The 22019-nt window shown below is 37.3% G+C and carries 17 protein-coding genes; 13 read left to right on the top strand and 4 right to left on the bottom strand.

Annotated features, from left to right (window positions below; genetic code table 11):
• Window positions 1-2 precede the first annotated feature (2 nt).
• Complete coding sequence (locus tag VL047_RS07400; protein WP_325359462.1) at window positions 3-2621, bottom strand: valine--tRNA ligase; 2619 nt, start codon at window positions 2619-2621, stop codon at window positions 3-5.
• A gap of 92 nt (window positions 2622-2713) precedes the next feature.
• Between VL047_RS07400 and VL047_RS07405 the strand changes: the two genes are divergently transcribed.
• From VL047_RS07405 to mnmD, 4 genes are read left to right on the top strand one after another with little or no spacing between them, the layout of a single operon-like run.
• On the top strand, window positions 2714-4762 hold the full coding sequence (locus VL047_RS07405) for a M13 family metallopeptidase (protein WP_325359463.1): 2049 nt from the start codon (window positions 2714-2716) through the stop codon (window positions 4760-4762).
• A gap of 13 nt (window positions 4763-4775) precedes the next feature.
• On the top strand, window positions 4776-6113 hold the full coding sequence (locus VL047_RS07410; protein ID WP_325359464.1) for a rhodanese-like domain-containing protein: 1338 nt from the start codon (window positions 4776-4778) through the stop codon (window positions 6111-6113).
• Window positions 6114-6120: 7 nt separating this feature from the next.
• Window positions 6121-6621 (top strand): rhodanese-like domain-containing protein, encoded by a 501-nt coding sequence (locus tag VL047_RS07415; protein WP_325359465.1) that lies wholly within the window; start codon window positions 6121-6123, stop codon window positions 6619-6621.
• On the top strand, window positions 6621-7286 hold the full coding sequence (gene mnmD / locus VL047_RS07420) for a tRNA (5-methylaminomethyl-2-thiouridine)(34)-methyltransferase MnmD (RefSeq protein WP_325359466.1): 666 nt from the start codon (window positions 6621-6623) through the stop codon (window positions 7284-7286). Before VL047_RS07415 ends, mnmD begins: the two co-directional genes overlap by 1 nt.
• Here mnmD and gldC read toward each other — a convergent pair whose 3' ends face one another.
• From gldC to VL047_RS07435, 3 genes are read right to left on the bottom strand one after another with little or no spacing between them, the layout of a single operon-like run.
• On the bottom strand, window positions 7287-7634 hold the full coding sequence (gene gldC / locus VL047_RS07425) for a gliding motility protein GldC (RefSeq protein WP_325359467.1): 348 nt from the start codon (window positions 7632-7634) through the stop codon (window positions 7287-7289). It abuts the gene before it with no gap.
• A gap of 21 nt (window positions 7635-7655) precedes the next feature.
• Window positions 7656-7904 carry a hypothetical protein gene (locus tag VL047_RS07430; RefSeq protein ID WP_325359468.1) on the bottom strand — a complete coding sequence of 83 codons (249 nt, stop codon included), beginning with the start codon at window positions 7902-7904 and terminating at the stop codon, window positions 7656-7658.
• Entirely contained in the window at window positions 7901-9259 is a 1359-nt protein-coding gene (locus VL047_RS07435) for a DEAD/DEAH box helicase (RefSeq protein WP_325359469.1), read from the bottom strand. The genes VL047_RS07430 and VL047_RS07435 overlap by 4 nt, the downstream gene beginning before the upstream one ends.
• 133 nt (window positions 9260-9392) lie before the next feature.
• Between VL047_RS07435 and VL047_RS07440 the strand changes: the two genes are divergently transcribed.
• From VL047_RS07440 to VL047_RS07480, 9 genes are all read left to right on the top strand, one after another.
• Window positions 9393-10727 carry a dihydroorotase gene (locus tag VL047_RS07440; protein WP_325359470.1) on the top strand — a complete coding sequence of 445 codons (1335 nt, stop codon included), beginning with the start codon at window positions 9393-9395 and terminating at the stop codon, window positions 10725-10727.
• Window positions 10728-10764: 37 nt separating this feature from the next.
• Complete coding sequence (locus tag VL047_RS07445; RefSeq protein WP_325359471.1) at window positions 10765-12735, top strand: sialate O-acetylesterase; 1971 nt, start codon at window positions 10765-10767, stop codon at window positions 12733-12735.
• 32 nt (window positions 12736-12767) lie between these two features.
• Window positions 12768-13520, top strand: coding sequence for a hypothetical protein (locus VL047_RS07450; RefSeq protein ID WP_325359472.1), 753 nt, complete (start codon window positions 12768-12770; stop codon window positions 13518-13520).
• Between the two features lie 53 nt (window positions 13521-13573).
• Window positions 13574-14329: a hypothetical protein gene (locus tag VL047_RS07455; protein WP_325359473.1), complete on the top strand. Its 756-nt coding sequence runs from the start codon at window positions 13574-13576 to the stop codon at window positions 14327-14329.
• Between the two features lie 82 nt (window positions 14330-14411).
• Window positions 14412-17186 (top strand): TonB-dependent receptor, encoded by a 2775-nt coding sequence (locus VL047_RS07460; protein WP_325359474.1) that lies wholly within the window; start codon window positions 14412-14414, stop codon window positions 17184-17186.
• 32 nt (window positions 17187-17218) lie between these two features.
• Entirely contained in the window at window positions 17219-18058 is an 840-nt protein-coding gene (locus tag VL047_RS07465) for a hypothetical protein (protein WP_325359475.1), read from the top strand.
• Window positions 18059-18163: 105 nt separating this feature from the next.
• Window positions 18164-18670 carry a hypothetical protein gene (locus tag VL047_RS07470; protein ID WP_325359476.1) on the top strand — a complete coding sequence of 169 codons (507 nt, stop codon included), beginning with the start codon at window positions 18164-18166 and terminating at the stop codon, window positions 18668-18670.
• A gap of 121 nt (window positions 18671-18791) precedes the next feature.
• Window positions 18792-20039 carry a PQQ-dependent sugar dehydrogenase gene (locus VL047_RS07475; RefSeq protein ID WP_325359477.1) on the top strand — a complete coding sequence of 416 codons (1248 nt, stop codon included), beginning with the start codon at window positions 18792-18794 and terminating at the stop codon, window positions 20037-20039.
• An 88-nt stretch (window positions 20040-20127) separates the two neighbouring features.
• Window positions 20128-21999 (top strand): LTA synthase family protein, encoded by a 1872-nt coding sequence (locus VL047_RS07480; protein WP_325359478.1) that lies wholly within the window; start codon window positions 20128-20130, stop codon window positions 21997-21999.
• The last annotated feature ends 20 nt before the right edge of the window (window positions 22000-22019 follow it).

Here is a 22019-nt window from a genome sequence, read left to right on the forward strand (position 1 = left end):
TTCTACAAGCTTGCTATACTCTCCATTAAAGAGGTAAGCTTAGCTTCTGCATCAGCTTTTTTATTCTGTTCATTCAAAACTATTTCCGGTTTAGCATTTTGAACAAAACGTTCATTAGAAAGTTTAGCATTAACCGATTTTAAGAAACCAGTTAAATATTCTATTTCTTTTTGAATCCGTTCCTTTTCAGCTTCAGGATCAACATTCTGACTAATGGGTACAAAGAATTCATCCCTACCAATTAAAAAACTAATTGCACTAGTAGGATTTTCTTTTACAAGAGTCAGCTCACTTAAATTTGCCAATTTAGATATCAAAAACTCACAATCTTTATAATCAACCGTAGAACCTTCCTTATAGAAAAGAGGTAAAGGCTCTTTCGGTGAGATTTGTTTTGCATTTCTTATATTACGAATCTCAGTGATAATAGACTGAAGTTGTTTGAACTCTTTTAAAATAGATTGGTCGAAAGGCTGTGATTTTGGATAAGTTGCAACAATACAACAATCCAATTCGCTGCGCTCACCAAATAATTCATCATGCCATAACTCTTCACTTATAAATGGCATAAATGGATGTATCAAAGTTAAAATACGCTCAAAAAACGATCGTGTTATTTCAAAAGTTTCTTTTGAAATCGATTGTTGATATGGTGGTTTAACCCATTCCAGATACCAGGCACAAAAGTCATCCCATATTAACTTATAAGTTGCCATTAAGGCATCAGATAAACGATAGTTATCAAAATGATCTTCAATTTCTACCAACACAGAATTAAATCTGCTTTCAAACCATTTAGCTACCTTCAAATCAGCAGCAGAAGCTTTCTCATCATTTAGCTCCCAGCTTTTGACCAAGCGGAAAGCATTCCAAATTTTATTTGCAAAGTTTCTTCCCTGCTCACAATAAGAGACATCGAACATTAAGTCATTTCCTGCAGGAGATGAAAGCAGCATTCCGACTCTTACACCATCTGTTCCATACAATTTCATTAACTCAAGTGGATCAGGGGAATTGCCTAATGATTTAGACATCTTCCTACCTAATTTATCCCGAACAATCCCAGTCAGGTATACATTCTTAAAAGGAGCCTGATTCTTAAATTCATGCCCGAAAATCATCATCCTTGCTACCCAGAAAAACAAAATCTCAGGAGCAGTAATCAAATCATTGGTTGGATAATAATAGTTAATATCTGCACCTTCCGGATTCTTCAAACCATCGAACACAGAAATAGGCCATAAACCTGAAGAAAACCAGGTATCCAATACATCCTCTTCTTGCACAATTCCTTCGACACTCTTTCCCTCCTTTTCAAATTCTATTATAGCATCAGCCTCTGTTTTAGCAACAACCCATTCATTATCTTTATTAAACCAGGCCGGAATACGTTGTCCCCACCACAATTGTCTGCTTATACACCAATCCTTCACATTTTCCATCCAGTGCTTATATGAGTTAGTGAATTTATCGGGAATAAGATTCACTTCTCCAATCATCACATAGTCAAGTGCTGGTTTTGCTAATTCATCCATTTTGCAAAACCATTGCATAGATAATTTTGGTTCTATAACAGCATCCGTACGCTCTGAAAACCCAACTTGCGACTTGTAATTCTCAATTTTTTCAATCTTACCATCACTTTCCAATAAAGTAATGATATTCTTTCTTGCAGCAAAACGATCTTGGCCAATAAGAATCTGAGCCTTATCATTTAAACTACCATCATCGTTTAAAATATCAATGACTTCCAAATTATGCTTTTGTCCAAGCTCAAAGTCATTTAAATCATGCGCAGGTGTAACCTTTAAACAACCTGTTCCGAAATCCATCTCCACATATTCATCCTCAATAATCGGAATCTCACGGTTCACTAAAGGAATAATTACTTTCTTTCCTCTCAAATGTTGATAACGCGGATCATTGGGATTTACGCATATCGCCGCGTCAGCCATTATCGTTTCGGGACGAGTAGTAGCAATTATTAAATACTCATTATCCGAACCGACAATCGGATAGCGTAAATAAAACAAACGCTGGTCAACCTCTTTACGAATTACTTCTTCATCAGAAAGAGCAGTTTGGCCCATTGGGTCCCAATTTACCATCCTTATCCCTCTATATATATACCCTTCTCTATATAAATGAATAAAAGTATCAATAACCGATTCACTCAAATCCGGATCCATCGTAAATCGTGTTCTGTCCCAATCACAAGAGGCTCCTAGTTTCTTTAATTGATCCAGAATAATACCACCGAATTTCTCTTTCCATTCCCAGGCATATTCCAAAAACTCCTCCCGACTAATTGATTTTTTATCAATTCCCCGTTCCTTCAGCATATTTACAACCTTTGCCTCAGTAGCAATAGAAGCATGATCAGTACCAGGCACCCAACAAGCATTTTTTCCTTGCATTCTAGCCCTTCGAATCAGCACATCCTGAATGGTATTATTTAACATATGGCCCATATGCAATACACCCGTCACATTAGGAGGTGGCATCACAATGGTATAAGGTTCACGCTCATCCGGAATAGAACGGAAAAATTTCTTCTCTAACCAATAGGTATACCATTTATCTTCTGTATCGTTTGGATTGTACGTTTTCGTTAAGCTCATGTTTCAAATATTCGTAAGAAAGACAAAAATAGTATTTTGTTTATTAACTTCGCCCTTACATTTCAATCTATAAAAACATCAATCTACAATCTATGAAATACGCATCATTAATTTATTGTGGGATAGTCCTTATTACCATAAATGGATGTGCCCGCCCGGAATCCAGAAAAGTTTCAAACATACCAGACAAATTCATTGATCCTGTTAATATGGACACGACAGTAAGACCGGGAGATGACTTTTTCCATTATGCAAATGGTATTTGGATGAAAAACAATCCGATTCCCGATAAAGAAACCCGTTGGGGAAGTTTTAATGAATTACGTGAGTTTAATGCACAAGCCGTAAAAGGTTTACTTGAGGAAGCCGCCTCCAATACCAATGCTGCTCCCGGAAGTATAGAACAGCGTGTAGGAGATTTCTTTAAAAGCTCCATGGATAGTCTCGCCATTGAAGAAGTAGGTGCAAAGCCAATCGCAGAAGATCTAAATAGAATTGATAAGATTAGTAATTTGGAAGGTATTATTAATGAAATAAACCATCAACAATCAAGCGGTCAAACTAGTCCGTTTTACGATTTCTACGTTTATCAAGATAGTAAGAATGCAAATAAAAACATGCCTCAGCTATCACAGGGAGGCATTACATTACCAGACCGCGATTATTATTTAGTTACAAACGATCGTAATAACACCATTAAAGAAGCTTATAAAAAATATGTTTCAACACTGTTTAATCTAACAGGTTCACCAGAAGAGCAAGCAGCAAGAAATTTTGATACTATCTGGAAAATAGAAAGTGTACTCGCTAAATCACAAAAAAGCCGGGTAGAAATGCGCGATCCAATTGCTACTTACAACAAATTCTCGCTAGAACAATTTAGTCAAAGTACTGAACCTTTTAACTGGGTAGAAATATTGCCGGAATTAAAGGTAAATGGTGCCGATTCAATTATTGTAGATAATCCTCAATTCTTTATTGATGAGGGAAAACTATTAGCGAATACACCTATAGAAGACCTGAAAATATATCTGAAATGGAACATTCTTAAAAGATCAGCTCCCTATTTAAGTAAAGATTTTGTTGATGCGAACTTCGCTTTCTCACAAGTACTTAGTGGTCAGAAAGTAATTACACCCCGCTGGCAACGTAATTTTACCCTAATTGACAATTCCATTGGAGATCTATTAGGACAATTATATGTAGCTAAATATTTCACACCTGAAGCTAAACAAAGAATGCAGGATCTGGTAAAAAACCTATCTACTACATTCGCTGAGCGCATCCAAGGTTTAGATTGGATGAGCGAGGAAACAAAGAAAAAAGCTTTGGAAAAGCTAAATGCATTTACCCCTAAGATTGGCTATACAGACAAATGGGAAACCTATGATGGATTAGAAATCAAAGCAGACGACTTTTATGGAAACGTAAAACGTGCTAATCAGTGGAACTACGATTATATGGTTAGCCAATACGGCAAACCTGTTGATCGTACACGATGGGGTATGACACCTCCAACAGTAAATGCCTATTATAATCCTGTAAATAATGAGATAGCATTCCCTGCAGGTATTTTACAATTTCCTTTCTTTGCCTTTGAAGCAGATGATGCCATCAATTATGGTGGGATTGGTGCTGTAATAGGCCATGAAATGACACATGGATTTGATGATCAAGGTCGTCAATATGCTGCAGATGGTAATTTAAAAGATTGGTGGACAACAGAGGATGCTGCTAAGTTCAAAGAGCGAGCAGATAAAGTTGTTGAACAATACAATAAATACACTGTTCTAGACACAATCAAAGTTAATGGCAGTCTAACATTAGGTGAAAATTTAGCAGATCTAGGAGGTTTAGCAATTGCTTACGCAGCTTTTAAGAAAACTCCGGAAGGACAATCCAATGAGTTAATCGATGGTTTTACTCCAGATCAACGCTTCTTCCTTTCTTGGGCTCAAGTATGGAGAATGAACATCCGTCCTGAAATTGCAGCCCAATTTATTGTAGTAGACCCTCACTCACCTTCTGATGCCAGAACTGTTGGTCCTATAGTAAATATGGATGCCTGGTATAAAGCTTTTAATATTCAGGAAGGTGATAAATTATTTGTTCCTGAAAAAGACAGAATAAAAGTTTGGTAAATTAATTTGATGAATGATGAAGATAGAGCGGTTTTATGATGAAGGATTAGCACATGCCTCTTATGCAGTGTTAAGTAACAAAGAAATAGTCCTAATAGATCCGGCAAGGGATCCACGACCCTACTATGAATATGCCATAAATAATGAGGCTAAGATCGTAGGGGTAATAGAAACACATCCACATGCCGATTTTACCAGCTCTCATCTAGAAATTCATCATACAACAGGTGCAACAATTTATACAAGCGAATTAGTTGGTGCGGATTATCCGCACCAAGCTTTTGATCAGGGTGATCATATCCAATTAGGAGAAATAAGCTTGGAGGCAATAAATACACCAGGTCACTCTCCAGATAGTATATCTATTTTAGTTATCGATCCGGATGGCAAAGAACATGCTCTATTTACTGGAGATACATTATTCGTAGGAGATGTTGGAAGACCTGACTTAAGAGAGAATGTAGGAAATATAAAAGCCAAAGCAGAAGAACTAGCACGAAATCTTTACAGTTCTACTCGTGATAAAATAATGACCTTGCCTGAAGATGTTATCATCTACCCAGCCCATGGCCCGGGTTCCCTATGTGGGAAAAACATCAGTTCAGAATTACAAAGTACCATCGGTAAAGAATTGAAGGAAAATCCAGCTCTTCAGGATATGTCTGAAAATGAATTTGTCAAATTAATTACCGAAGACCAGCCATGGGTTCCTAAATATTTTCAATACAACGTTGCCCTAAACAAAGCCGGACTTGAATCTTTTGAACAAAGTATTCGTGCAGCCACTAACCTAATTCATAAAGAAAATTTAATTGAAACCGTACTGATAGTAGATACCAGGCAGGCAGTCGATTTTCAGGCCGGACATCATAAAAATGCAATCAATATACCCGATAGTCTAAAATTTGAAACCTGGCTAGGTTCTATTGTTGACCCAAGTGAATCCTTTTACCTAGTTGGTTACGACGAAGAGCATCTTCATCAAATTATGGAAAAAGTAGCCAAAATTGGCTATGAAAAATCTGTTAACGGACTTCTCTGGAACGACTCAGGATCCATAAAAGAAAATATCTTTAATAAGCAGGAGTTCGATAATAATCCAGACCAATTCACCGTTGTAGACATAAGAAATGAAAATGAAGTAAAGAATATGACCATTTTTGAAAGTGCTATTCATATACCATTACCTCGTTTACGTGAATCAACAGAACATATTCCGACTAACAAACCTATAGCTGTTCATTGTGCCGGTGGCTTAAGATCTGCTATAGGCTCCAGCATTTTATCACTAAAGCTCAATGGTGCTAAAGTCTTAGATATGGGAACAAATATCAAACAATATAAAAGCTAAATTGTGCATGCCCAGCTTTATTCTAATCCTCCTTACTTTCTTTCCACTCTTTCAACTGGAAGAAAGAACAATAGACCCCGAATTCAAATCTGAATTAGAAAAGATTTACAATAAACAGATTCCTACCATTGATATAGCTCAGTTTCTCGAACTTAAACGTAATAAACTGTCCTTATTAGACGCACGTGAAGAAAACGAATTTAATATAAGTCATCTAAGACATGCAAAAAATGTAGGCTACATTTGGTTTGATATGCGTAGCATTTATGACATTCCTAAAGATCAAATCATTGTAGTTTATTGTTCGGTTGGAAACCGTGCTCAAAAAATTGCGGAAATGCTAATAAAGGCCGGCTATAAACATGTTTACAATTTATACGGTGGTATTTTCGAATGGGTTAATGAGGGTCATCCCGTTTATACAAACCAAGGTGCTCAAACTCCACAAATACATGCCTACAATAAACGGTGGAGTGTTTGGCTTGAACGAGGATCAAAAGTACTTTAATGAACGTTGTAAAAACCGAAGACGGCTCTTCTACCCTCTTTAATCCAGAAATAGGAGAACATTACCATTCTACTCATGGTGCCCTTCAAGAAAGTAAGCATGTTTTTCTAAAGTCAGGGCTCCAGTTCTTTTTAAACAAACAAGCACAGCAAGCTGTTTCAGTTTTAGAAATTGGCTTTGGAACGGGACTAAACTACTTGGTAACTGCCGAATATTGTCTTGAAACCAACATTAGATTAGATTATACCGGCATCGAGCTTAACCCCCTAAGCAAAGAGACTCTTATACAAATAGGAAATATAAAACACATCTCTCCGCCAATCGGAAATGAGTTTTTAGTTAATTATGAAAATGCTATGCATTCACAGATAAACACAAAGTCAGGAAAACTATTTATTGACATATGCGATGTGACGAGCTACAAATCAGACAGCTATTTTGATATAATTTACTTTGATGCCTTTGCAGCAATACACCAACCTGAAATGTGGAGTCATGAAACCCTAGCCCATGTTTGCTCATACTTAAAAACAGGAGGTGTTTTTGTAACTTATGCTATAACCGGAAACCTAAAGCGCATTATGAAATCATTAGGTTTCGCAATTGAAAAAGCACCCGGAGCACCAGGTAAACGTGAAATGCTCCGAGCGGTTAAACAAAATTAATTACTTCGTTTGAGTAACTTCCATCTTTTCTGCAAAGTGGTCGCAGTAATCTCTTAAATCACCAATAACTGCTTTTGCAATTTCATCATCTCCCGATGCACGCAAAAACGTGTCACCTAAAGTTTGTAAAGTCTCATAAAAGAAGCGCTTCATTTCATCAATTGGCATATCTTTCGTCCATAAATCAATGCGCATAGAATTCTTATAATGCGGATCCCATAAAGCTAAAAACAGTGCTTTAGCTGCTAATGCTTCAGATGATTCCCCATCCGTTGATTCCCATGTTATATTTTCCGGAACGTTTTGATCGTCCAATGTTACTACTAATTTAATCTCTGCTGTTTTCATTGAAAAATTATTCTAATCTTATTAATTCTTAATATACCAAATTCCAAAAGCTGTAGCTACCGTAATAGCAATAAATATCATTTGTACTATCCAGATTCTTTTTAAACTACCCAGCAACATTCTAAATACCTGATCACCAATAAAAACAATCACAACGAGCAATAGAACCCATAAAGCCTGGCTCATCTCAAGCGTGTCATCCAATAAACCGAAACCTAACCATATCAATAAGGCGGCTGTCAGAATATTTAAAGGGGTAACACGTTTCATTTCTTCTTATCAAACCTTTTGGATTTTCCATTCGCCCGATGAAAAGACTTACCAGCATCTTTCCGAGGGTTATTACTCTTTCCTTTAGCATCGTTAGCACGACTATTGGCTAATTTCTTTTCATGGAAAGCACCTTTAAATTCCGGATCATCCTTCCTCTTCTGATTGTCAATTTCCCTTGCTATTATCTGTCTTTCCTCATAACCCGTCTTTTCAATAAATACACCTTCAGGAATATCCTTTACAGGTATTTTTTGTCTGATTAGCTTTTCTATTTTACGAAGATAATACTCTTCAGAAGGGTCACAGAATGTGATTGCATTCCCTTCTTTCAATGCCCTGCCAGTCCTGCCTATCCGATGCACATAATCTTCAATAACCACCGGAACCTCAAAGTTAATAACATGACTAACATCACTAACATCCAAACCTCTCGCCGCAACATCAGTAGCTACCAATATCCTTAATCCACCTTCCTTAAATGCTGTAATCGAGTTAATGCGTGTATTCTGACCTTTATTAGCGTGAATAACACGTACATCTTCTATTCCATATTTACGCTCCAAAAAAGTAAATACATTATCGGCTACCTTTCTCGTTTTACAAAAAACAATGATTCTATTAAATGTATCGATATCATTCAAAAGGTTGTGTAAGAGGTTAATCTTTGTTTTTAAATTAGGCACATAATAAAGTGACTGCTCTACAGTTTCTGCAGGTGTAGCCTGCGTATCAACCTCAACTTTTGTAGGAAACGCCAAGAAATCACCAGCTATTTTATGAACGAGTTCGCTCATCGTTGCCGAGAATAAAAGATTTTGTCGCTTTCTAGGCACTACTTCTAACACCCGATGAATTTTGCTAATAAAGCCCATATCCATCATCTTATCCGCTTCATCTAACACAAGAAACTTAATAGATTTCAAGAAAATATGCCCTGCTAAGTACAGATCTAAAAAACGACCAGGTGTTGCAACGATGATATCTACACCTTTCTTCAGGTTCTCAATCTGTGTTTTTGGCCCTAAGCCACCGTAAAGCACTACGGTTCTTAAATCAGTATATTTACCCAAGCTCTTAATATCGGCTTCAATCTGCATCGCTAACTCACGTGTCGGCGAAAGAATCAATGCTCTTGGGTCATCTCCCTGAGCATATTTCAACTTCATTAAAATAGGTAAAACATAAGCAGCTGTCTTTCCGGTACCCGTTTGTGCCACCCCCATCAAATCCTGCCCTGCCAATATCGGAGTAATTGCCTTTTGCTGAATCGGCGTCGGTTGTGTGTAACCAGCCTCTGCAATAGCATTTAATAGCTGTCTGTTTAGTTTAAAATCCTCAAAAGAGTTGTACATAGCTGCAAAGATAGATAAAAGCCTTAAATAGCAATTCCATTCAAAAACTTTAACGTTTAAATGATGTTAATTAGCCATAATGACACTAAATCGTTATTTTTGAATTCAATTTCTTGATCAAATCAAAAAAACCATGTCCAGAATCCTAATAAAAAATGCAACTATCGTAAACGAGGGTCAACAGAAAGTAGCCGATATTTTAGTAAATAAAGGAATTATTGAAAAAATTGACAGCCATATTGATATCCAAAGTGATCGAATCATAGATGCCGAAGGTTTACATTTATTACCTGGATTAATAGACGATCAGGTTCATTTCCGTGAACCCGGTTTAACCCATAAAGCTGATATATGGCACGAAAGTCGTGCTGCTGTTGCCGGAGGAACAACCAGTTTTATGGAAATGCCTAATACTATCCCCAATGCATTAACTCAAGAACTTTTAGAAGATAAATATCAAATAGCAGCTACCAAATCCATAGCGAATTACTCATTTTTCATGGGTGCTTCAAATGATAATATTGAACAGGTTTTACGTACAAACCCAAAGACCGTTTGTGGTGTCAAAGTTTTTATGGGCTCCTCTACCGGTAATATGCTAGTTGATGATGAAAAAACTCTGGAAGGAATATTTTCACAGGTTCCATTGCTAATTGCTACTCACTGTGAAGATGAAGAAACCATCAAAACGAATCTTGCAAGATATCAAAAAGAGTATGATGAACTAACGATAGAAATGCACCCGCTAATACGTTCGGCAGAAGCATGTTACATATCTTCTTCCTCCGCTGCAACCTTAGCTAAAAAGCATGGAACACGACTACATATCCTTCATATTTCAACTGCAAAAGAACTAAGTCTATTTCGAAATGATATTCCACTTATAGAAAAGAAAATTACTGCAGAAGCATGTATTCACCATCTCTGGTTTTCAGATGAGGACTATGCAGAAAAGGGAAATTTCATTAAATGGAATCCAGCCATTAAAACAGCCAATGATCGTGATGCCATCTTTCAAGCTGTATTAAATGGAACAATTGACGTTATTGCTACAGATCATGCACCCCATACCCTTGAAGAAAAATCAAGACCATACTCACAAGCTCCTTCCGGTGGTCCATTAGTTCAACATGCTTTACAAGCCTTACTCGATTTCTACCATCAAGGAAAAATAACTCTAGAACAAATCGTTCAGAAAACAGCACATAATACTGCTCTATGCTTTCAAGTAGAAAGACGCGGTTTTATCAGAGAAGGCTATTGGGCAGATCTCGTTTTAGTGGATCTAAATAAACCTTACAAAGTAAACAAATCCAATATCTTATCGAAATGCCAATGGTCGCCTTTCGAAGAACATACTTTTCAATCATCCATTACTCATACCATTGTTTCTGGTAATTTAGTATTTGAAAACGGTAAGCTAATCGAAGGGTTTAGCGGGAGACGCTTGTTGTTTGAAAGAAAATAAATTATTACTTTGGCTAAACCAATCCAATCAACAACCTATGTTATCAAAAAATAATATCAAACTTTCGTTAAGGTTATTATGCCTTATTTTAATTTTTTCTACCTCCTCTGCTTTTGCTGATATTAAATTACCACAACTGATTAGTGACCATATGGTTTTGCAGCGAGACATTAAATTAAAAATCTGGGGCTGGGCATCACCAAAAGAGAAAATAAGCGTGGACTTTAACGGCAAAAAAGGAAAGGCAGTCACGGATGCCGATGGAAATTGGTCGTTAGAACTTCCTGCCATGAAAGCTGGCGGACCATATACCATGATTCTTAAGGGTAATAATCAAATAACATTAAGTGATATTTACATAGGCGACGTATGGTTTGCATCCGGACAGTCTAACATGGTATTACCCATGGAACGCTTAAAAGAGAGATATCCTGACGAAGTAGCCCATGATAACTTTCCCGAAATAAGAAATTTTTTCGTACCAACCAGTGCCAACGTTAGCACCATAGCCGAAGATCTTCCTCCCGGACAATGGGCACCAGCCGTTGATGAAAACATATTAAAATTTGGCGGAACAACCTATTTTTTCGCTAAAATGCTCTATCAGAAATATCATGTACCAATCGGCATCATCAACTCCAGCGTAGGTGGCACACCTATCGAAGCATGGATGAGCGCTGAAGCCTTTAAAGAGTTTCCATCATATTTAGAAAAGATAAAGAATGTCAGGGATACAGCCTATATGAATAACCTTAAGAAGGATGCAGCAAGTTATGTACCTCCAAAAGTTGTACAACCAGAACCTGATAAAGGAATCAGCGGCCCAATCAAATGGACAGATCCGAATTATGTTCCACAGAATTGGCATAAATTCTGGATGCCAGGTTATTGGGCAGATCAGGGTGTAAAAGACCTTCATGGAACTTTATATTTCCGCAAAGAAATTGAAGTACCCGCGTCTATGACGGGCGTACCTGCTAAACTATTTTTAGGACGAATCATTGATGCTGATTCAGCTTTTGTAAACGGTGAATTTGTAGGCAATATCACCTATCAATATCCACCGCGCAGATACAATGTACGGGCTGGTTTATTAAAACCCGGAAAAAATATCATCGTGGTTAAGGTAACAAACACAGCAGGTAAGGGTGGATTTGTTCCTGACAAAAATTATTCGTTAAATGCTAATGGTCAGCAAATTGATTTACGTGGCGAGTGGATCTATCAGGTTGGACAGGTACAAAAACCATTTAACCGCAATAATAGTACGCGAAGCTATCGTCCTCTGATTGCACAAGATGAGCCAACAGGTCTTTATAATACAATGACAGCTCCAGCTATTAATTACAGAATAAAAGGCTTTCTATGGTATCAGGGAGAAACAAACAGCGGCAGACCTAAAGAATATGGAAAATTACTTCCTGCATTAATAGCTGATTGGAGAAGCAAGTGGGGCCAAGGAGATTTACCTTTCATATATGCACAATTACCTAATTTCATGGAGGTAAACTATTCACCTTCAGAAAGTGATTGGGCGCAATTAAGACAAAGCCAATTACAAGCATTATCGATACCTAACACTGGTATGTCTGTAGGCATCGATGCGGGAGAATGGAACGATATTCATCCACTAAATAAAAAAGATATCGGTGAGCGACTTGCACTTTGGGCAGAATACCTCGCTTATGGAGCCAAAGATTTAGTTCATTCCGGACCAATATATCAATCACATACAATTGAGGGTAATAAAATCATCCTTTCCTTTAATAACACCGGCAGCGGTCTTATGGTTAAAGGAGGTGGCGATTTATATTATTTCGCTATTGCCGGAGCTGACAAGCAATATGTCTGGGCAAAAGCTAAAATAAATGGAGATAAAGTTATTGTTTGGAACGATGATATTACTAATCCAATGTATGTACGTTATGCATGGGCAGACAATCCTGAAGGTGCTAATCTATATAACAAAGAAGGTTTACCAGCTTCACCATTTGAGACAGATAACTAATAATTTCAATTGATTTTTAATCATAAACAGGAATGAAAAGAATTTCAAGTCTGCTCTTATTATTTATTTCAGCAAGCGCTGTTGCCCAAAATAACTATCCGCCATTAATAAATTTTACCGCGCAAGAAGACCATCAAAACATGATGGATCAATTAGGAATAAAAGCACTTCGTCCTGGTCCTAGTGGCGATGAAAATGCACCTAATCATGCTAATTATGATGAGTCAATAGCTAATCCGTACCCCAATTTACCAGAGGTTTTGACCTTAAAAAACGGCAAAAAAGTAACAACACCATCCATATGGTGGAATCAACGCAGGCCAGAAATTGTGGAAGATATGGATCGGGAAGTTTATGGCCGTGTACCAGCTAACATCCCGAAAGTTACCTGGACAGTTGAAGTTACTGATAGGGAAATGATAAACCGCATTCCTGTTATTGCAAAGCGTATTAAAGGGAAGGTCGATAACTCATCCTACCCACTTATAGATGTAAACATAGATATGGTATTGGTTGTCCCTGCGAATGCGAAAGGACCAGTTCCCGTTCTAATGATGTTTGGTCCGGCGCGCCTTCCCGCACCAGCACAACCTAACCCTGCAGCTCTGGAAACCATCAATACAGCTCTGAGAAAGCTATTAGCCGATAGTGACCCTGCCGTAAAAGCAGCACTGGAACAATATCCAGCTTATCAACCGCTTGTAACCTTACCAAACACCAATATGTTTGGACCTCCTCCTCCACCAAAAGTTCCTACACCTGATATTCCAGGTGTACCAGAGTAAATAACGACCCTCCTTCTAACGAACAGCTTATTGCCAATGGCTGGGGATATGTTATGATAAACCCTTCAAGCATTCAAGCCGACAATGGAGCCGGAATAACCCGTGGCATTATCGGTTTAGTAAATAAAGGACAAGCACGTAAACCAGATGACTGGGGCGCATTACGTGCTTGGGCATGGGGAGCAAGCGAGGCCTTAAACTATCTTATAGCCTCCGAACCGGCTGTCGATGCAAAGCATGTTGGCATTGAAGGTGTTTCCCGTTATGGTAAAGCAGCTTTGGTTACCATGGCTTATGATGAAAGATTTGCCATGGGACTCATTGGATCTTCCGGTAAGGGCGGCACTACATTGCATCGGCGTAACTGGGGAGAAGCTGTAGAAAGCTTAACAGGTGGAGAATACTACTGGATGGCTGGTAATTTCATGAAATATGGTGCATCTGAAGCAGCATTTGGAAGTAAAAACGCCGGTGACATACCTGTTGATACTCATCAACTTATTGCAATGTGTGCACCAAGACTTGTTTTTATAAGTTATGGTATCCCTGAAAAGGGCGATGCAAAGTGGTTAGACCATCAAGGTTCTTATATGGCTGCAGTAGCTGCCGGACCAGTATTTAAACTTTTAGGAGTGAAAGATCTGGGGGTGTCGAATGATTACAAAACAGAAAAAATGCCGCCTGTAAACACATCTATGCTTGACGGTCATCTAGCCTGGCGCCAGCATGATCAAGGTCATCAAGACCAAGCAAATATGAAATGGTTCTTAAAATGGGCTGACAAAAACATTGGTCGTACGGCTGAATAAGATTACCTTAATACAATAATTGGCGAATACTGGCCTGGATGGGGAGTAAGCGATTGAAGCATCAATTACCAAACCATAAGCAATGAGATGGGTACTCCTATTACTTCTTGTTATCAGCGTTGATGGATTAATCGCCCAAACAACTCAAGCGCTAAGCTCCGATCCTCCTATAAAATCATGGGAAGTAAGTGGGATTGTATTGGATTCAACTCGGAATCCCGTGCCTGGGGCAACATTAATTTTAAAATACGATACAGACTCTCTTTCTACCAGTGCCAATGAGGATGGGATATTTGTGTTTAAAGAGGTTAAGTCAGCGAATTTCTATCTCACCGTTAATAGTTTAGGGTACAAACCCATTACCTATCATTTATTAAACGATGACAAAGCATCCAAAATCATCTTAGATCCCGTGATGATCGTACCTGATAGTAGAATGCTTTCACAAGTAATCATTGACGGAACACCCAATATCACTTACAAAACTGATACAATCGAGTATCGTGCTGCCGGCTATCAAGTCAGAGAACATGCAACAGTCGACGAGCTTCTAAAAAAAATGGAAGGAATGCAAGTCAATAGAGACGGCACCTTAACGCATCAAGGAGAGAAGATAACCACGGCAAGGCTCAATGGAAGGGATTTCTTGGGCGGGAATGTCGCTACAACTATTCAAAACCTGCCTGCAGAAATTGTTGAGAAAATTCAGATTGTAAATGATTACGGAGATCAAGCTGCTCGGACAGGAATTAAAGAAGGTAATCCTAAAAAAATAGTGAACATTACTACGAAGGCAGATAGATCCATTGGTAATATGGCACGTCTTAATACAGGTGCAGGTAATGATGAGCGATATCAAGGTCAACTTTTTGGCACACGAATTAATGCTAATGAAACCATTGGCTTGAATGCAAACCTATCAAATACAGTTAATGGAATTGCTAACCCGCAATTCAAATCCAATACACCCATTTCCGGTGATATCTCAAATTTACAATCGAATAGTGGAGGAACAAGTCAAAACCTCCAACCTAGTTTTAGCTATAGCAACACATTAAATGAAAAGATATATGTAAATCTGAGCTATACCTATAATGATACCCAAACCAATTCAATTACCAAAAATAATGTACAGCAATTTAGCTCATTAGGAACAACTTTCACCAAGAATGAGGAAAATCATAATACTAAGAATAACAACCATACGCTTACTTCCCTATTCGAATATAAAATTAACTCTGCAAATTTCTTACGCATCAACCCTCAATTAAGCTATTATACTACTTCATCTGCCAATAATCTATCCAATATGCTTTCCGGACTTACCCATCAGGCTTACAATGGTGTGGATAATAACAAAAGTATTGTCCCAAACCTGGGTGGAACAATTTTTTACCAACATATCTTTAATAAAACCGGCAGAAACTTTACCATACAGTTAAGCAGCGATATCTTTAGTGAAAGTAATGACACAGAACAAAACACAAGGATTACCTATTTTGAGAACGGCACAGACCTTCTTTTAGAAGACTCATTAATTCATCGGCGAATCTACAATAAAAACTTAATGCATAATTATCATACTGTTACTACCTTTTCAGAACCTTTAACTACGAAAGCGAAACTGCAATTCAATGCTCAGGTAAACTATCGGTCTTATGATAACAGTAAAACCACAAATGACATCACTTCAAGCGATGCACTGGTTCCTATAGATTCATTAAGCAATAGCTATAATTACTCTTTTACTGAAACTAGATTAGGGCTTAATTATTTATATACTGATAAAAGATATAATTTTTCCCTCGGGGTTAATGCCATTCCTACAATCTTAAAAGGCAGCAGAATTGACTATAGTACTAATAGAAGTAACTTCAACTTAATTCCCATCGCAAGATTTCAATACAGTTGGTCAAATCAACATCAATTTCAGATCAACTACTCTGGTAACCCTATAGAGCCTAATTTCAATCAGTTACAACCAGTCAGGGATGTGTCTGATCCTCAAAATTCAATCATAGGAAATCCCGATCTAAAAACCTCTTTCGTTCACACCATTAACGCAAACTACAACCGATATATAGCTAATTCTCAGTTTAACTATTCAGTTAAACTGACCTCTAAATTCATTAATGATCAAGTGTCAAGAAACCTTTTATTAATCAGAGACGCTAATGATAATTTAAAATATGAGACCCATTTCTTAAACACCGATGGAAACTTTGCACTTAATGCAAACTACAACTTATCTAAGCAATTTACTTCCCGAAAATACTATTTTGCTTTGGATGGCACTGTCAATAACACGCATTCCATATCAATGAGCAACAATATTAAAAATACAACATCAACATGGAGATTTATTGAACGTTTCGGACCACGGATGCAACCAAAAGAATGGTTAGAGATAAATCCTTTTATTTCATACGATGTCATAAGGTCAACCAACACTATCCCTTCGTCTGTAAATATTAACACCCAGACCCTCGCTTTTGCTATTGATGGAAATGTATATTTTCCAAAAGGATTCTATATCGGCTATTATGCCAGTAAAAACTACCAAAGCGGTATCAGCAAAAACATAACGAAAAATCCATTTATCGTAAATACTTATTTGGAGAAACGGTTCTCAAATAAGATTGGAGCAACTTTACGCATTGAAGCCTTTGATATTTTTAACCAAAACAACTTTATTAATCGAATCATTACTGAAAATACCATTATTGATACTCAAACAAACCCCCTAAGCAGATATTTCATGATAACTTTCAGAATGAATTTACAAAAATGGAGTGGTACACCACAACAAAACGGACATCCTCTCCCACGCCGAGGTGATGGAAGTTTTATAAGATAGCACAAACTTTATAACCAATAAATTATTCAATTATGAGAAAAGATAAAACCACCAAAATGCTAATGTTAATTTCTACGTTGGTATTCTTATCATTAGAAGTAGCAAATGCACAGAACCTCTCTAAGGTACAAGAGGCAAGTGTTCGTGCTCCTTCAGATATCAAAGTTGATGGAAAACTAACGGAATGGGGCGGCGTTCTTCAAGCCTACAATCCTACTAACCGTATTTTTTATACGATATCCAATGATGATCAAAAACTTTATTTAACTGTACATACAAATGATCATCAGGCTGTAAATAAAATAACCAGTGGAGGTATTACTTTGACCATCAACCAATCTAACCAAAAGAACAATAATGAAAAAGCAAAGGATATTAATAACATAGCTGTTCTATATCCTATAAAAGTTAAAAGACAGCCGGGAGATTTGGCTATGGAAGGAATCGATGATGCTATCTGGAAGTCGTATTCAACATACAAACTCGATACATCGTTTTATAAAAAGGAGATCGACTCCTCAATGAACATGGCTAATAATGAAATTCTTCTTAAATATAAGATGATACAGGTAACAGGTATTCCAGAAAATACAGAAAATCCTCTATCCATCTATAACCTTTTAGGGATCCAAGCAGCATCATCTTTCGATCATAAAATGGCCTTTACGTATGAATTGGCTATTCCTCTAAAATATCTAAAGGCTTCCATACAGGATCCAAACTTGAGTTACAATATAAAAATCAGTGATCACAATTCGTTACTTTCACCCGGTGAAATGCCAATGCCAACTTTCATCGACATATCAGATCCAAATATTTTATATAGTCAAAGTACCACTGATTTTTGGGGAGAATATACAATAGCACCCTGAATTGTAAACTAATATTTCTACTTATATTTATATTAGCAATCAAACACTTACCTATATAAATTGATAATTGAGTTCTTAACTAACTACGCATCTAACTCCAGCTATATGAAAAATATCATCGCATTAATCCTCTGCTTAACGGGTCTATATTGTCAGGCACAAAACCCACACTCCCTAGTCGTTTTAAACCCTAACGCAATAGTCAATGACAGTTCCTACCTTCGTATTTACAATGGTGCCATAGTTAGCAATGATTATAAGATAAATGATTTCGAAAAAATCAGTAAAATCACCAGAGAAGATGCAGATCAATTAGGCATTCGTACAAATAAACCTGTAATGTTAATAGAATTTGAAGTCAATGATTTAGAGTCTCAAATAGACAGTGTTCTCTATAATCGGCCGGAATTCATTTCAAATTATGCCTTTCCATTAAGCATACAACTTCCCATCTCGGTTAATAACAAACTTCTTTCTCACGAAGAAAAGAAACAATTATTTCAAAGATTAGCATTAAAGGATATTAAGAAAATAGATTATCTGGATAATAAGCAAGTCAGTAAAAATGAGCTTAACCTCACTCCTTTCGGAACAATTAATCTTTTACTTTAAGGTAGATTTAACCAAAGCTTCTTAAAACAACAACTAACATATATTGTTGTCTTTTAAGGAAAAATAGTTAGTTTTAACTAATGTTCCATTTATCAAACAAAATCTATCAATTAAAATTATTATGAATAATACCTTTAAAGTACTCGGAATAGCAACAAGTTTAGTAGTAGCGGCTACTTCTTGCAGTTCTTCAGGAGCTGATTCGCAGACATCAACATCGGCTGCAGATACCATCAAGTTGGCACCCGTTGAAACTAAAGATCCAAACACTACTTACAAACCAGCTTTTGAAGGGCAAACTAGAATTGCCGGAGTTAAAACAACTACTCCTTTCGAAGGAAAAGTACTAAGCGAAGGATTAGAGAGACCATGGGGAATCACTAGTCTTCCTGATGGCCGACTGTTAATTACTGAAAAAGGTGGAACCATGCGCATCGCTACTACTGATGGAACACTAAGTGATGCTATTACCGGTTTGCCAAAGGTAAATGACGCAGGACAGGGTGGATTGTTAGGTGTAACTATTGATCCTGACTTTGCTAATAACCGAATGATCTATTGGACATTCTCGGAAGCTGTAAACGGTGGAAACCTGACAGCGGTTGCGAAAGGAAAGTTAGCAGCAGATGAAAAAACAATCGAAAATGCTCAGGTTATCTATCAGGCAACTCCTGCATTTCCTAGCAATTTGCACTATGGAGGTAGAATTCTATTCGATAAAACAGGTAATATCATTTTCAGTACCGGTGAGCGTTCAGACTTAGAATCAAGACCTCAAGCACAATTTTTAAACTCTTCATTGGGTAAAGTAATTCGCATTACAACAGATGGAAAAGCAGCAGAAGGGAATCCTTTCGCAGATCAAGCTGATGCAAAACCAGAACTTTATTCGTACGGACATAGAAACGTACAGGGCTTAGCCTTCAATCCGGTTACAGGCGATCTTTGGGAAACAGAATTCGGACCTTTGGGAGGTGATGAAGTAAACATCATTAAACCAGGAATCAACTACGGTTGGCCAACTATCACCTACGGACGTGAATATAGTGGCGCCGCAATCGGAGATAGCATTCAACAAAAAGAAGGCCTCCAACAGCCAGTTTATTACTATGATCCGGTAATATCACCAAGTGGAATTACCTTCTATACAGGCGATCAAATTCCTGAATGGAAGAACAACCTATTTATTTCGTCACTAAGCGGCATGCATATAGCAAGGTTAGTGATTGAAGATGACAAAATTGTCGGAGAAGAAAGACTATTGGCAGATCAAGGCCAACGCTTCAGAGATATAACTCAAGGGAAAGATGGCGCTCTTTATGCAGTCACCGATCAAGGAAGACTATACAGAATAGGAAAACAACAATAAATTATAAAAAGTTAAGCTATAAAAGAGGCTCTGATTGTTAAAATCAGAGCCTCTTTTTATTTACGTTTTTAGCTTTATATTTGCCTCAATGTTAAAAACACTTTACCCTTTAGTTAAGTTTTATCTTATCTGGATTGCCATCTTCATCATTGAACGGCTAATTTTCATCGGATATTTTTATGCAAAGATATTTCCTATAAGTCCGAGAGAGTTTTTACTTACATTCTTATTTGGGTTGCGAATGGATGCCTCCATGGCTGCCTATATCTGCGCTTTGCCATTATTGTTTTTTATCATCCAGTGGCTTATTCCTAACCTAAAGATATCAAGTAAAGTACTCAAAATATATTCGTTTATTCTCCTGATTATATGCGGGCTTTTAATGGCAGTTAACCTCAACATCTATCAGGAATGGGGAACAAAGCTGCCCTATAGAGCTATCTCAACATTTCTCGAATATCCATACCAGGCTCTTATATCCTCCTCTTCCTCTCCCCTTTTAATACCTTTTCTTTTATTATTAGCACTATTTTTTATCGGGAGATATCTGGTAAACCAGGTATTAAAACACCCCATAAAACTCCAGTCAATAAAATGGTATATTAAAGCTCCGGTCAGCTTACTATTAATTGGAGTTTTGTTCTTATTAATCCGAAGTGGATGGCAAACCACACCGCTAAACCCAAGCATGGCTTATTTCTCTACCAGGCCGATATTAAATCATGCTGCGGTAAATACAGAATGGAACTTATTAAGTGACTTTCTTCATAGCAAGGGCGATTATAAAAATCCATATTTATACATGGATGATAGCACAGCGCAAGTAAAGATCCAACCTTATATCAATACCAGTTTACCATCGAATCCGGTAAAAATCTTGAATCAGCCCAAACCCAATGTAGTTCTTATTGTATTAGAAAGCTTTACATCCGATCTGATCGAAAGCTTGGGTGGAGAAGCAGGAATCGCACCTGGTTTCGAAAAACTGATACAAGACGGAGTACTCTTTACAAATATCTACTCTGCAAGCGACCGAACAGATAAAGGGATTATTGCAACAATGAGCGGATTTCCTTCACAAGCAACGCAAAGCATCATTAAAAATGTAAACAAACTGGAAAAATTACCTGGCATCGGACAAGAGTTTCTTGAAAATGGATATAGCACTTCCTTTGTCCACGGCGGCGAAAGCGAATTCTATAATTTCAAATCCTATATGCTGAGCCATGGAATTGAAAAGGTCATCGATCAATACGATTTTCCATTAAAGGATGTTCAATCAAAATGGGGAGCCTTTGACCACCTTACTTTTCAAAAGCAAATTGAATACCTGAACGAAAGTCCCCAGCCATTTTTCTCAACGCTTTTAACACTCAGTAACCACGAACCATTTGATTTGCCCGGCCCACCAAAATATGGATCTGATAGTCAGGCTAACTTATTCAGAAGCACAGCTTTTTATACCGATTCAGCTCTTTACAGTTTCATTAATAAAGCCAAACAAACCAACTGGTATAAGAATACTCTTTTTGTAATTATTGCTGATCATGGCCATCGTTTACCGCTCGATAAATGGGATAGTTTTCATCCTAATAGATACAGGATACCCTTCTTGTTATACGGTAATGTTATTAAAGAAGAATTTAGGGGAGAAAAAATTGATAAGATCGGTAACCAAACTGACTTAGTCAGCACCTTATTACATCAGCTTAATATCAGCTCTAAACCCTATTACTGGAGCAAAGACTTATTAGATCCGAACACAGCTCCCTTTGCCTTTTTTAGCTACGATAATGGTTTCGGTGTGATTACTCCCGAACAAAGCTTAACATTCGATAATGTTGGCAAAGATATTATCTACTTAAAAGATCAGAACATCAAAGACTCCGTAAACCAACAATTAAAAACCATCGGACAAGCTTATTTACAAGAAGTATATCGCCAATATCTTGCTTACTAATTAGAATATTCCACCTAACA

The sequence above is a fragment of the Albibacterium sp. genome, assembly GCF_035514885.1.
Classification (GTDB): domain Bacteria; phylum Bacteroidota; class Bacteroidia; order Sphingobacteriales; family Sphingobacteriaceae; genus Albibacterium.

Excerpts from the sequence above, each read along its gene's own strand:
- VL047_RS07400 (WP_325359462.1), bottom strand. The coding sequence starts at position 2,621 with ATGAGCTTAACGAAAACGTACAATCCAAACGATACAGAAGATAAATGG.
- VL047_RS07405 (WP_325359463.1), top strand. The coding sequence starts at position 2,714 with ATGAAATACGCATCATTAATTTATTGTGGGATAGTCCTTATTACCATA.
- VL047_RS07410 (WP_325359464.1), top strand. The coding sequence starts at position 4,776 with ATGATGAAGATAGAGCGGTTTTATGATGAAGGATTAGCACATGCCTCT.
- VL047_RS07415 (WP_325359465.1), top strand. The coding sequence starts at position 6,121 with ATGCCCAGCTTTATTCTAATCCTCCTTACTTTCTTTCCACTCTTTCAA.
- mnmD (WP_325359466.1), top strand. The coding sequence starts at position 6,621 with ATGAACGTTGTAAAAACCGAAGACGGCTCTTCTACCCTCTTTAATCCA.
- gldC (WP_325359467.1), bottom strand. The coding sequence starts at position 7,634 with ATGAAAACAGCAGAGATTAAATTAGTAGTAACATTGGACGATCAAAAC.
- VL047_RS07430 (WP_325359468.1), bottom strand. The coding sequence starts at position 7,904 with ATGAAACGTGTTACCCCTTTAAATATTCTGACAGCCGCCTTATTGATA.
- VL047_RS07435 (WP_325359469.1), bottom strand. The coding sequence starts at position 9,259 with ATGTACAACTCTTTTGAGGATTTTAAACTAAACAGACAGCTATTAAAT.
- VL047_RS07440 (WP_325359470.1), top strand. The coding sequence starts at position 9,393 with ATGTCCAGAATCCTAATAAAAAATGCAACTATCGTAAACGAGGGTCAA.
- VL047_RS07445 (WP_325359471.1), top strand. The coding sequence starts at position 10,765 with ATGTTATCAAAAAATAATATCAAACTTTCGTTAAGGTTATTATGCCTT.
- VL047_RS07450 (WP_325359472.1), top strand. The coding sequence starts at position 12,768 with ATGAAAAGAATTTCAAGTCTGCTCTTATTATTTATTTCAGCAAGCGCT.
- VL047_RS07455 (WP_325359473.1), top strand. The coding sequence starts at position 13,574 with ATGATAAACCCTTCAAGCATTCAAGCCGACAATGGAGCCGGAATAACC.
- VL047_RS07460 (WP_325359474.1), top strand. The coding sequence starts at position 14,412 with ATGAGATGGGTACTCCTATTACTTCTTGTTATCAGCGTTGATGGATTA.
- VL047_RS07465 (WP_325359475.1), top strand. The coding sequence starts at position 17,219 with ATGAGAAAAGATAAAACCACCAAAATGCTAATGTTAATTTCTACGTTG.
- VL047_RS07470 (WP_325359476.1), top strand. The coding sequence starts at position 18,164 with ATGAAAAATATCATCGCATTAATCCTCTGCTTAACGGGTCTATATTGT.
- VL047_RS07475 (WP_325359477.1), top strand. The coding sequence starts at position 18,792 with ATGAATAATACCTTTAAAGTACTCGGAATAGCAACAAGTTTAGTAGTA.
- VL047_RS07480 (WP_325359478.1), top strand. The coding sequence starts at position 20,128 with ATGTTAAAAACACTTTACCCTTTAGTTAAGTTTTATCTTATCTGGATT.